Origin of the sequence: Arcobacter sp. F155, assembly GCF_004116455.1 — a bacterium.
Lineage (GTDB): Bacteria > Campylobacterota > Campylobacteria > Campylobacterales > Arcobacteraceae > Halarcobacter.
The window spans coordinates 12,365-25,013 of the sequence record NZ_PDJU01000003.1; the positions used below are offsets into that span (position 1 = coordinate 12,365).

The 12,649-nt window shown below is 29.7% G+C and carries 14 protein-coding genes; 5 read left to right on the forward strand and 9 right to left on the reverse strand.

Translation table 11 applies throughout. From position 1 onward, the window contains the following. Positions 1 to 3 precede the first annotated feature (3 nt). The 3 genes from CRV03_RS04620 (at position 4) to CRV03_RS04630 (ending at position 3,902) form a co-directional block, all read left to right on the forward strand. Entirely contained in the window at positions 4 to 1,212 is a 1,209-nt protein-coding gene (locus tag CRV03_RS04620) for an LL-diaminopimelate aminotransferase (RefSeq protein ID WP_129083980.1), read from the forward strand. A gap of 8 nt (positions 1,213 to 1,220) precedes the next feature. Then, positions 1,221 to 2,480, forward strand: coding sequence for a homoserine dehydrogenase (locus CRV03_RS04625; protein ID WP_129083981.1), 1,260 nt, complete (start codon positions 1,221 to 1,223; stop codon positions 2,478 to 2,480). Positions 2,481 to 2,549: 69 nt separating this feature from the next. Further along, on the forward strand, positions 2,550 to 3,902 hold the full coding sequence (locus CRV03_RS04630; protein WP_129083982.1) for an MATE family efflux transporter: 1,353 nt from the start codon (positions 2,550 to 2,552) through the stop codon (positions 3,900 to 3,902). Positions 3,903 to 3,919: 17 nt separating this feature from the next. Here CRV03_RS04630 and CRV03_RS04635 read toward each other — a convergent pair whose 3' ends face one another. The 8 genes from CRV03_RS04635 to CRV03_RS04670 all read right to left on the reverse strand — a co-directional run bounded on the left by CRV03_RS04635 (position 3,920) and on the right by CRV03_RS04670 (position 10,226). Further along, the gene (locus CRV03_RS04635; RefSeq protein WP_129083983.1) at positions 3,920 to 4,273 is read right to left on the reverse strand and encodes a DUF1641 domain-containing protein; all 354 of its coding nucleotides are present in this window, start codon (positions 4,271 to 4,273) and stop codon (positions 3,920 to 3,922) included. An 8-nt stretch (positions 4,274 to 4,281) separates the two neighbouring features. Further along, positions 4,282 to 5,472 (reverse strand): NAD(P)/FAD-dependent oxidoreductase, encoded by a 1,191-nt coding sequence (locus CRV03_RS04640; protein ID WP_129083984.1) that lies wholly within the window; start codon positions 5,470 to 5,472, stop codon positions 4,282 to 4,284. A gap of 76 nt (positions 5,473 to 5,548) precedes the next feature. Then, entirely contained in the window at positions 5,549 to 6,232 is a 684-nt protein-coding gene (locus CRV03_RS04645; protein WP_129083985.1) for a response regulator transcription factor, read from the reverse strand. After that, positions 6,213 to 7,670: a PAS domain-containing sensor histidine kinase gene (locus CRV03_RS04650; RefSeq protein WP_258239005.1), complete on the reverse strand. Its 1,458-nt coding sequence runs from the start codon at positions 7,668 to 7,670 to the stop codon at positions 6,213 to 6,215. The genes CRV03_RS04645 and CRV03_RS04650 overlap by 20 nt, the downstream gene beginning before the upstream one ends. Positions 7,671 to 7,711: 41 nt before the next feature. Next, entirely contained in the window at positions 7,712 to 8,419 is a 708-nt protein-coding gene (locus tag CRV03_RS04655) for a putative DNA-binding domain-containing protein (RefSeq protein WP_129083986.1), read from the reverse strand. Beyond that, on the reverse strand, positions 8,412 to 9,233 hold the full coding sequence (locus CRV03_RS04660) for a DUF692 domain-containing protein (protein ID WP_129083987.1): 822 nt from the start codon (positions 9,231 to 9,233) through the stop codon (positions 8,412 to 8,414). Before CRV03_RS04660 ends, CRV03_RS04655 begins: the two co-directional genes overlap by 8 nt. A gap of 18 nt (positions 9,234 to 9,251) precedes the next feature. Then, positions 9,252 to 9,581 carry a hypothetical protein gene (locus CRV03_RS04665; RefSeq protein ID WP_129083988.1) on the reverse strand — a complete coding sequence of 110 codons (330 nt, stop codon included), beginning with the start codon at positions 9,579 to 9,581 and terminating at the stop codon, positions 9,252 to 9,254. Positions 9,582 to 9,647: 66 nt separating this feature from the next. Beyond that, the gene (locus tag CRV03_RS04670) at positions 9,648 to 10,226 is read right to left on the reverse strand and encodes a YceI family protein (protein ID WP_129083989.1); all 579 of its coding nucleotides are present in this window, start codon (positions 10,224 to 10,226) and stop codon (positions 9,648 to 9,650) included. 106 nt (positions 10,227 to 10,332) lie between these two features. Between CRV03_RS04670 and CRV03_RS04675 the strand changes: the two genes are divergently transcribed. Then, positions 10,333 to 10,992 carry a response regulator transcription factor gene (locus tag CRV03_RS04675; RefSeq protein WP_129083990.1) on the forward strand — a complete coding sequence of 220 codons (660 nt, stop codon included), beginning with the start codon at positions 10,333 to 10,335 and terminating at the stop codon, positions 10,990 to 10,992. After that, positions 10,967 to 12,145 (forward strand): cell wall metabolism sensor histidine kinase WalK, encoded by a 1,179-nt coding sequence (locus CRV03_RS04680; RefSeq protein ID WP_129083991.1) that lies wholly within the window; start codon positions 10,967 to 10,969, stop codon positions 12,143 to 12,145. The genes CRV03_RS04675 and CRV03_RS04680 overlap by 26 nt, the downstream gene beginning before the upstream one ends. On the opposite strand, the gene CRV03_RS04685 is transcribed toward CRV03_RS04680, so the two are convergent. Beyond that, a complete protein-coding gene (locus CRV03_RS04685; protein WP_129083992.1) occupies positions 12,142 to 12,624 on the reverse strand; it encodes a hypothetical protein in 483 nt (160 codons plus the stop codon). The genes CRV03_RS04680 and CRV03_RS04685 overlap by 4 nt on opposite strands. Positions 12,625 to 12,649 lie beyond the last annotated feature (25 nt).

Genomic DNA, 12,649 nt, shown 5'->3' on the forward strand with positions numbered 1-12,649 from the left:
AAAATGTTTCCAGAGATAGAATTTGAAAGAATGAGAAGACTTCCAAACTACGTGTTTGCAGAGGTTAACAATATTAAAATGGAAGCAAGAAGAGCTGGTGAAGATATTATAGATTTTTCAATGGGTAATCCAGATGGCCCAGCTCCTCAGCATATAACAGATAAGTTAAAAGAAACAGCAGATAAACCAAAAAATCATGGTTACTCTGCAAGTGCTGGTATTTATAAATTAAGACTAGCTATTTGTAACTGGTATAAAAGAAAATATGGGGTTGATTATTTAGACCCAAATAAACATGCTTGTGCAACAATGGGAAGTAAAGAAGGTTATGTTCACCTAGTTCAAGCAATTGTAAATGTTGGTGATGTTGCAGTTGTTCCAGATCCAACATATCCAATTCACTCTTATGCATTTATGTTAGCAGGTGCTGGTATCCACAATTTTGAGTTACCATTTGGAAGAGACTTTAGAGTTGATGAAGAACTATTCTTTGAAAGATTACAAAAGACATTAAATGAATCAATTCCAAAAGTAAAATATGTATTAGTTAACTTTCCACATAACCCAACTTGTGCAACAGTTAGACCAGAGTTTTACCAAAGATTAGTTGATTTAGCTAAGAAGGAGAGATTTTATATCATCTCTGATATTGCTTATGCAGATATCACATTTGATGGATATAAAACTCCATCTATTTTCCAAGCTGAAGGTGCACTTGACGTTGCTGTTGAGTCATTTACTCTTTCTAAGTCGTACAATATGGCAGGATGGAGAGTTGGTTTCATGGTTGGAAATGAAAAATTAATTGGAGCTCTTAAAAGAATCAAATCTTGGCTTGACTATGGAATGTTTACTCCTATTCAAGTTGCAGCTACTGTTGCACTTGATGGTCCACAAGAGTGTGTAGCTGAACATATTGAAAAATATAGAAAAAGAAGAGATGTTATGGTTGAGGCATTTAAAGATGCAGGTTGGGATATGGATGTTCCTAATGCATCAATGTTTATCTGGGCAAAAATCCCAGAAAAAGCACAACATCTTGGAAGTATGGAGTTCTCTAAACAACTTTTAACTGAAGCAAAAGTAGCAGTAAGTCCAGGTATTGGATTTGGTCACTATGGTGATGGATATGTTAGAATAGCTTTAATTGAAAATGAAAAAAGAATTAGACAAGCTGCAAAAAATATAAAGAAATATTTAAATACGTTATAGGAAGAAGAATGAAAATAGGTATATTAGGTGTTGGAACAGTTGGTGCAAGTGTTGCAAATATACTAAAAGACAATAAAGATATCATAACTGCACGTGCAGGTGTTGAACTAGAACCAGTAGTTGGTTTAGTAAACAATCTAAATAAAGATAGAGATGTATCAATTAAACTAACAGATAATGTTGATGAAATCTTAAATGATGATTCAATTGATATTATTGTTGAGCTTATGGGTGGAGTTGAAAAGCCTTATGAAGTAATCAAAAAAGCTTTAGCAAAAGGTAAAGCAGTGGTTACTGCAAATAAAGCATTACTTGCTTATCACAGATATGAACTACAAGACTTAGCAGGTGATACTCCATTTGAATATGAAGCTGCTGTAGCTGGTGGTATTCCAATTATTAATGCACTAAGAGATGGATTAACTGCAAACCATATTGAATCCATTAGAGGTATCATGAATGGTACTTGTAACTATATGCTAACAAAAATGATTGGTGAAGGTGTTGATTACGATACTATTCTTGCTGAATCGCAAGAGTTAGGATATGCAGAAGCTGACCCAACATTTGATGTTGGTGGTTTTGATGCTGCTCATAAACTTCTTATCTTAGGTTCAATTGCATATGGAATTGATGCAAAACCAGAAGATATTTTAATTGAAGGTATTCAAAATATTGCACCAGCAGATATTGAATTTGCAAATGAGTTTAACTACTCAATCAAACTTTTAACAATCGCTAAAAAAGTTGGAACAAAAATTGAACTGAGAGTTCATCCTGTACTTATTCCAAACAATGAAATGATTGCAAAAGTTGATGGTGTAATGAACGGTGTTTCTGTGATTGGTGATAAAGTTGGTGAAACTATGTATTATGGACCAGGAGCAGGTGGAGATGCAACTGCTTCAGCTGTAATTGCAAATATTGTTGATATTGCAAGACGTGGAAAAGGTTCTCCAATGCTAGGATTTGAGTCTTCTCATGGAGAAAACTTAACATTAATGCCAAAAGATGAGATTCAAACAAAATACTATCTAAGACTTAAAATTGAAGATAAAACAGGTGTTTTAGCTAAAGTTTCTAATATCTTTGCAGATAAAAATATTTCTGTAGAAAAAATGATTCAAAAGCCACTTGATAACTCTTGTGCTCACCTACTTCTTTCTACTCATACTTGTGTAGAAAAAGATATAAATGAAGCACTTAAAGCACTTGAAGATGCAAGTGTAGTAGCAGAAAAACCTGCTATGATTAGAATTGAGGATTAATCCTCAATTCTAACCTCTTTAAAACTTATCTTCGATAATATGGCTTAAAATTATATATTAGGCTAAAACTTGAAACAAAACTCACACTTAATTAATGATGATATTTCAACTCTTTTAAAACAAATTACTATTCCAGCAAGTACAGGTATGTTTTTTAATACTATGTACAATGTTGTAGATACTTTTTATGCTGGATTAATTTCAACCCAAGCTATCTCCGCACTTTCACTTTCGTTTATGATATTTTTTACAATAATTGGGCTTGGTTACGGTTTTTCATCAGCAATTACAGCTTTAATAGGAAATGCAAGTGGAAGATCAAAAAGGTTTTTGGCTTCACTATATGCTCATAAGGGAATCTTCTTTATGCAGCTTGTAGCTCTTGTTTTAACTCTTGTTGGCTTTTTAATGTCTCCATATCTATTCACACTCTTAGGAGCTAGTGGAGCTTATATGGATATGGCTTTAGACTATATAAATATAATCCTAGCTGGAACAATCTTCTTTATGACAAACTTTGCATTAAATGCAATACTTGTTTCAAGGGGAGATACAAAATCATATAGAAATACTTTAATCTTTGGATTCTTTGCAAACTTAGTTTTAAACCCTTTATTTATATATGGATTTTTGTTTATTCCAGCTATGGGAATAAAAGGAATAGCTCTTTCCACAGTTTTAATACAACTAATAAATGCTCTTTATCTTCTTAAAAAAGTTATGGATACTAAACTTGTGCACTTTGAAAAAATAAACTATTTTTTTCCCCACAAAAAAGTATATAAAGAGATGATAACACAAGGTATTCCTTCTTCAATGAATATGCTTATTATGTCTATAGGTTCACTTATTTTAATGTACTTTGTATCTTTGTATGGAGTAAAAGCTGTTGCAGGATATGGAATAGGTTTTAGAGTTGAACAAATTATGCTTTTACCAGCACTTGGGCTTAGTTCTGCTGTATTATCATTAGTATCAAATAATTATGGAGCAAGAAAATATGATAGGGTTCAAGAAACAGTTAATAAAGCTTTAAAATATGGTTTTATAATAGCTACTTTTGGAATAGTTTTTTTATATATCTTTGGAAAGATGATTGTTTCACAGTTTGATTCTGACCCAATTGTAATTGGCTTTGGATATGACTATCTAGTAGTTGAAGTACTAATTTTCTATGCTTATGTAGTTCTATTTATCTGTGTGTCAACTCTACAGGGAATTAAAAAACCTAAGATGATTTTATACATAGCTTTATATCGACAAATCATAGCTAAATATGCTATTGCTTATGTTCTTGTGATTTGGCTAGCCTTGGAGTATATTTATCTTTGGATGGGTGTATTAGTTATGATTTATTCTGCAGCAATCTTTGCATATATTTATACGCAAAGATTATTAAAATATAAACTTCCTATTAAATAGAAAGTTTATATTAATAGTTAAACTTGTTTTCCTATCCCTTTTGTTAGATGAAGAACAAAGGCTAAACCTTTTCTTGTCTCTTCATCTTTTAATAACTTAAGTAATCCAAATAAAGACGGTACTTCATTTTTCTTCATTTCCCTATTTGCATATCTAACAGCATTTTCTGTAACAAATCCTGCAGTTGCCAAGTTATCAATTGTTCCTACCATCTTATCAACCATTGGAGCAGTTGTCATTTCAATATTATCTGAAACAACTGCTAATAAATCAATAATATTATCAATTCTTCCTGTTTGAACTAACATTGCAAACTTTTCTTCAAGCTCTTGCATTTCTTTCGTTTTTAAAACTTCTACTTTTTCACTCATAATTTCTCCTATACCATTCCTCGAGCTGCTGCCCAATAAATACCCATGTTAAAACCTTTTCTAACAAAACTACCTAATTTACTACAAGGTGTAGGCTGTACATCCTCTTTATAGTCATACCACAAAGGCATACCACAAGATAATCCCATTTGAGCAATTGCAATAACTTTTCCATCATAACTTTCAGTTGGATATCCATATCTTATTTCAGAAGCAATATTATCTGCAACTACATCTGTTTGATTATGTATTGTTCCACCTGCTTTAGAAACTGGTAAATCAACAGTATCCCCTAAAGTATAAATATTATCATAGCCTTTAACTTTAAGAGTCTTTTTATCAGTTGGTAACCATCCCTCATCATCTACTGCTTTAGATAAACCTGATTCTCTAATAAACTTAGTTGCAATAAAAGGAGGAGTTGACATTAATATATCAAACTCAATCTCTTCACCCTCTTCAGAATATGCAATTTTTTTATCTGGGTCAACTTTATTTAGTGTAAAACTAGTTTTATACTTTACACCTATACCATCAAAGATTGTAGGTAAAACTTTTGATGTAGGCCCTTGTAAGAAAAGACCATCTGTAACTGCTTGAGCTACTTTAGGATAAGTATATACAATTTCTATATCATCTCTTAATCCCTGCTCTTTTAAATGATCATGTAACATAATTGTAGTTTCAATAGGAGCAATACCACATTGGTGAGGAACATCAGGTGTTTTAGGGAAATTAACTGTTACTAAAACTCTTCCTTTTTTTAGTGCTGCAAACTTTTTAGCTAGCTTTTTTGCTCCATCATAAGAGTAAAACCAGTCTCCTCCCTCTTTTAACCCAGGGATTCTATCAACTGCTACTTCACAACCTGTTGCAAGAATAACAAAATCATAATTATATACAGTTCCACTTTTACCTTTTACATAATCATCATTAGTGTTTATCTCTACAGCTTCATCAACCAAGAACTTTACTTCAGGCATCAAAAGAGTTCTTTGTTCTCTTATGAACTCCTGCCCAGAAGCTTTATGAAAAGCCACATACATAGCACCAGGTCTATAATAGTGATATTTAGAATTTGAAATCATTGTTATTTCAATTTCATCTCTATCAATTTCATGCATCAATTTTTTTGCTAAATTATTTGCTGTCATAGTACCAGCTGTACCACCACCAACAATAAGAATTTTTTTCTTCATTGAAACTCCTTTTATAGGAAAGTCTAACAAAAGAAGAGAAGAAAAGAATAAGAGAAGTATAAGATTTATATAAGATTTATACTAAAGAGAGTTTGTACCCAAAGCCTTTAATGTTTTCTATTGAATCTTTATAAAGTTTTTTTCTTAGACTTGAAACTACCATTCTAATAGCATCATTTGTTGCCGGTTCTTCCCACACTACATTTTCAATTTGCTCTAAACTTACAATGCTATTCTTATTTTCATATAAAAACTCAAATAATAATGACTCTTTTTTTGTTAAGTTTGTCTTCGAATTTTCATTAATTATAATTTTTTGCACAAAGTCATATATATAATCATTTTTTAGTTTTATTCTATTAGCTAATTTAGGTTTATCTTTTACACTTAAAGATATAGAAACTAATAATTCATCTATGTCAATTGGCTTTTTAAAATAGAAGTTTACTTCTGCATCAATTGCTCTATTTAAGTAAATTTGATTATTAAAAGCCGTCATAACTATTCGAATACAGTGTGGATTAACAGTAGCAATTTTTTGTAAAAAATGTAATCCATCAACCTCTGGAATTTGAATATCTGCTATTACAACATCTATTTTCTCTTTATTAAATATCTCAAGGGCATCCATTGCATTATTTGCAACTTTTACATCTTTAAAATAGATTTGAAGTATTCTTTCTAACCACTTTAAAGTACTTTCATCATCTTCCACAATTAGTAAAGTTAAAGGTTGTAGTTTAATATGTAATTTTTCCATTATTTATGTGCTCTTCTGATTTTAAAGAAATAGTAAATACTGCACCACTTTGACTATTTCTAACAGATAGAGTTCCTTTCATATTTTTCTCAATAATCATTTTTGACATATATAATCCTATGCCATTTCCATCTTTTTTTGTAGTAAAATAAGGTTTGAATATTTCTTGTAAGTTTTTTTTAGAGATTCCACCAGCATTATCTGAAATACTAAGTTCAAGAAACTCTTCATTTTGTATAAGGTCTATATTAACAAAACCATTATGTTGTTTTTTAGAAACAATCACACCAATAGAGTTATCTATTATATTTAATAAAGCTTGTCTAAACTCATTTTCTAAACCATAAAACTCTAAATTAACACCATCTTCAATATTTATATTAAGAGTAATATTTTCATTCTTTAACTGTATATCTACTAACTTAATAGTATCTTTTACACTATTTAATATATTAAAATATTTTTTTTCTTTAGAGGTTTTAAAGAAATTACTAAAATCATCAATAGTTTCAGACATATAGTTTATTTTTTCAATCATTTCATTTTCAATCTCATTTAATAAATCAAAGTCAAAACTTTCACTATTTGATAAATGCCTTAGTCCTTGAATTATAATTCCTAGACTATTTAAAGGTTGTCTCCACTGATGAGCAATTGCTTCAATCATTTCACCCATAGAAGCTAATCTTGATTGATGACACATTATTTCATATTGTTGCGTTCTTTTTTTAACTTCTTGATTTATTCTTCTTTTTAAATCATCTTGATATTTTATATCTTCTGTTATATCTGAAGTAATCATTACTATTTCATTTGTACTTTTTATATAACTTAAAGACATACTAGCATTAATTTCTTTTCCTGATTTAGTTACACATATTTTTCTAAATCTTTCAACGATACCTTCTTCTATTGCTTTTTGTACTGCTGTTTTACTAGGTTCTGAATATTCAGGAGAAGATAAAGAGATACATGACTCAGAATATAACTCTTCCATTGTATACTCCATCATTGTCTGAAAAAACTTATTTGCATAAAGAAACATACCTTCTTTATTCAAAATTGATATTCCATTTCCTGCTAAATCAAAAACAGCTCGTAGTTCTTCTTTTTTTGACCTTAAGTCCCTAAGACTTTTCTTTAACTGTAAGTGCATATTTCTATATTTAGTAACATCTTTGAAGTAATAAATTTCATCATTGCAAGAAACTTCATAATCTTTTTTATTCCAACAAATAATTAAACTATCAATTTTCTTTAACTTTAATAACATCAACTTGTTATAAGTAACTTTACTAAAGTGTTTACTTAATTTAGTATTATTAATCTCACGAGAGAGCTCACCATAAGAGTTTATTATCATATTATCTTGGACAATCAATACTATTGTTTGAGGAAGATTATTTAGTATTTTTAAGTATAAAGGTTCATTTTCCATAAGTAATAATAACTATCTTATGGATTAAAGTTTTATAAATGTTACTTATATTGATTAAAGAAAAAAACTCCGTTACTATTTAACTCAGAAAGAGGTTCTATTAAAGCCTCTTTTGCTTCTTTAAAGTCTATATCATTTTCCTTGCATAGTTTCTTTAAAGTATTTCCTATAGTCTGCTTTTTATTTAAGCTTTTTAACAAGTAGTAAATAATTGGGTTTATCTCTCTATAGACTATATCATCTGTCTCAAAATTATAGTATATCACTAAAAAGTTTTCTCTTTTTGAAGTGAAATCTTTATTTATCAAATCATATTTAAATCTTTTGATTCTAGCACTTTTACTTAATTTATAACTATTTTTATAAGAAAACTTCTTCTTTTTTTTCTCTTTATACTCTTTCATATAAAGTTCTATTTCTATCCAATCATAATAAAGAAGTTCATAGATATATTTTTTATCATCAAAAAGTTTGTTTTTCTTTACAAAGTTTCTATAGTCATTTGCCATTTGCCATACAAAGGGAGTCTCTGGAGTATCTTTCATAAAAGCTTTTATTGAAGACACTAAAGTTTCTTCATCTACTAAATCAATAAAAAGAGGAAAAGAGTTTTTTATAACTTCATGGTATCTCATATAAACAAGCTTTTGATAAACAGCTACGGAAGAGTTTTTTACCTCATCAGTTTGTGTTAAAAGGTTATCTAAGAACCTTTCTTGAATATCTTTTTCTAGTATCTTCTTAGGCATTTTGTGTCTTTCTCACTATATCACTCATTTGAATATACTCTTTTTCTAACTCACTTAATGGAGGAATATTATTATCTCTTTCTATCATAACAGGAGCGCTGACTTGTTTTAAAGTATATTCTAAAAGCTTCCATGCACCACTTGCAATAGGCATACCATGAGAATCTATTTTTAAACCCAGTTCTTCATCATTATAATGTCCTGCCATATGCATATATGCAATTTTACTTTTGTCAATTTCATCAATAAATTTTCTAGCTTTAAAAGAGTGGTTTACAGAGTTAACAAATACATTATTTACATCAAGAAGCATTTTAGCACCAGACTTTTCTAAAACCTCGTTTATAAAATCAACTTCTCGCATCTCTGCATAAGGAACATAGTAGTAAGTTGCATTTTCAAGAATCAAGTTTCTTTGAATAATATCCTCAACTTCTTTTACTCTATCACTAATGATTTGAACCATTTTTTTAGTCATTGGAACAGGTAATAATTCATAAGATTGCTTACCATTCATAGAAGAGAAAGAAAGATGTTCAGAATAATATTCTATTTCATATCTATCTAGAAAAGTTTTCATCTGTTTGATGAATTTTTTATTTAATCCATCAACAGATCCAATAGACAAAGATAAACCGTGTGCGACTGTTGGTCTCGAAAATACAGCTTCTTCAAAAGCCTTTTCATAAACCTTAGGCATATGCATCCAGTTTTCAGGAGTAACTTCCCACCAATCTGGTTGGAAATCACTACTTTCAACATCTAGTAAAAAGTCACTTCTTAGGCCTAAGCCACACCCTTTAATGTTTATCATCTACTTGTCTTCACCATTTCACCCGCACTTACCAGCGCCACAAGAACCTTTAACTTTTTGTTTAGCTTCTTTTTTCATCATGTTTTGCTGTTTCATTTCTTGGCCTTTGTCGTTTGCACCACATTTACCAGCTCCACAAGCTCCAGAAGCTTTTTTACCTGCATTACCTGACATTTCATCATTTGAACCGCATTTACCAGCTCCGCAAGCACCCTTTTTTTCCATTTTTTTAGCTTCACCACCACATTTTCCAGCTCCACAAGAACCATTACCTGCGTATGCTCCTGTACTTGATAGTGCTGCACCTAAAAGTACACCAGCTAATTTTAATTTTGCTTTATTTTTCATCTTTATCCCCTTTTTTAGTATAATGATTATATTTACTTATTTTTAAAATTACTTAAAAGTATAAAATTATTTCTCAACAGCTTGAACTTCAACAATTAGTTTTACAGTTTCACTAACTGCAACCCCACCAAACTCTAAAGCTTTGTTCCATTTTAGTCCAAAGTCCATTCTATTTACTTTACCCTCTAATGTAAACCCTACTCTATTGTTTCCATCAAAATCTTTTACTGTAGCAATATCTTCAACATCAAGTTCTACTTCTTTTGTAATCCCTCTCATTGTAAGATCACCAACCATTACACCTTCATCTCCATCTTTTTTATAAGACTTCATTTTAAATGTAATCTCTGGATATTTTTCAGCTGCAAAAAAGTCATCACTTCTTAAGTGATTATCTCTTTTTACAATACCAGTATCAATTGATGTTGCTTTAATTTTTGCTTCTAAAGCATTAAAAGTTTTTGTATCATGGTCAAAATCAATCTTTCCATCATAATCAGTAAAATTACCTTTTACGTTTGTAATCATTAAGTGTTTTACTGAAAAACCTACATCAGAGTGAACCTTATCAAGTGTATGAGGTGTTGCATTTGCAAGAGAAAGTGCAAGTGCCGATGATAATAAGATTTTTGTTAATGACTTCATGTTAGTCTCCTTTTTGAATATCTTCTGAAATTTTAATAAAGTTTTGTTAAGTTATTGTGTAGCACCTGTGTAGATTTATTTTTTCAATGTATGATATACTTTGCTTATGAAAATTTTACTACTAGAAGATGATTTAATATTAAATGAAATAATCGAAGAGTTCTTACAAGATTTAGGATATGACGTTACTTGCGTCTATGATGGGATGAAAGCAAGTGAGATTATGTATGATGAACAATTTGATTTATTAATACTTGATGTTAATGTACCAAGTATTACAGGCTTTGACTTTCTAAAAAGTTTAAGGGATGAGTCTATTACTACTCCTGCTATTTTTATTACCTCTTTAAACTCTATTGAGGATATTGAAGAAGGCTTTAATGTAGGAGCTGATGATTATTTAAAAAAGCCATTTGAACTAAAAGAGCTTGAACTTAGAATAAACAATATAAAAAGACTTCTTCATCTTGATTCAGATGAGTTAGTTATTGGAGAAGGTATTAATTTTAATACAAAACTAAACTATATTGATTATGATGGAATTAAAACAAAGTTACCACTAAAAGAAGCACAAGTTTTGAAATATCTGTTAAAAAACACTAATAGATGTGTTTCTCAAGATGAACTATCATCAAATATCTGGTCATATGAGTCTGCACCTACATCTTCAACTATAAGAACATATATAAAAAATATAAGAAAGATTGTAGGAGAAGAGTATATTGAGACAATAAAAGGGGTTGGTTATAGATTTAACAAGAAATGAGAAGACTACATTTTTTAGATTCCTAGGTTTATACCTAGGCTCTTCTTTTATTCTTCTAACTATTATATTCTGGCAGTTTTATAAAATAGAATACAAACTATACTATGATTTAGTATCTTCAAATATGCAAAATATAGCCTCAAAAATATCAGCAAATATAATCTATGCAGACATGTCAAACCTTGCAATTGATACATCTAAAATATCAGATACAATTCAATATAAATATGCCTTATATGATAAACAACACCAGAAATTAGCTGGAAATATTGACATAGATGTGGATATAAATGCTCCTATTCAAAAAATCAAAGGTGATTATATTTTAGTTGATAGTACTCCTCGTGGTCACCTTGGAGTTTTTCATATTGCTATTCAAGAAAATAGTTTTAAAAAAATTAGAACAGAACTTCTTGAAGATATGGTTTTTTATTTTGTAGTGATTTTTTCTCTTATTTCACTTGTTGGTTACTACTTAGCAAATCTATTTATTAGCCCAATTATTAATGAAAGAAGAAAACTAAATACCTTTATTAAAGATACAACCCATGAGCTAAATACTCCTATTACAGCTATTTTGATGTCTACTGGTAAAAATGCTGCACTTACAGAAAGAAATATGGAAAGAATCAACCTAAGTGCAAAAAGAATTTCAGAAATATATAAAGACTTGGTTTATCTATTTCTACAAGAGAATAAAAGAGTTATAGAGCCAACAATTTTACAACTAGATACCACTATTCTTGAGCAATTGAAATACTTTGAAGCCTTTGCAAGTAAAAAAGGTCTTAAAATAACCCATGATTTAGAAAGGACTACTTATAAAATAGATAAAGAGAGTTTCATAAGAATGTTCAATAATATCGTATCAAATGCTATTAAATACAACAAAATTGGTGGAACTATAAATATTACACTAAAAGAGAACATTCTAAAAGTAGAAGATAGTGGAATAGGTATAAAAAAAGATAGACTAAAAGATATTTTCAAAAGATACTACAGAGCTACTAAAGAACAAGGTGGCTTTGGAGTTGGACTAAATATTGTTCACCAAATCTGTAAAGCTTATAATATAAAAGTAGATGTAAAATCCACTGAAAATGAAGGAAGTACTTTTATTTTCAAATTAAACAAAAAAGAAGAGAAGTTTTAAAACTCATCTTCTTTATGGTAGTACTTATTAACTCCATTAAAGCCTTCTAAAAAATATAAAAAGAAAGTCACATCCTCAATCTCTTCTTCTGAAACTTTCCCTTTCATACTAGGCATTGTTTCAAAGTGTCTAATTACACCTTCTAAACAGATTGTTTTAGTTCTATCTGGATTATATAAGTAATCTTTTACAAAATCCATTGCTTCTAAAAGCTGAAACTCTATATCATCCCTACTTCCAATCTGACTTTTTAATCTAAAAGAGATCTCATTTCCAGTGGGAGCTTTTAGGTTTAGAAGTTTATTATCCTCTTCTATAAAGTTTTTCATAAGTAGTTGAATATCCATGGATTTCACATGACATTCACTACATTTATTTTCAAAGACCTTTTCCCCTTTATTGTAAGTTTCTCTATCAAACTCATCGGGTAAGGCAACCAAAGAACTTATCATTAAAACCATTAATATTAAAACTTTCATAACAATTCCTTTGCATTTTAATAAA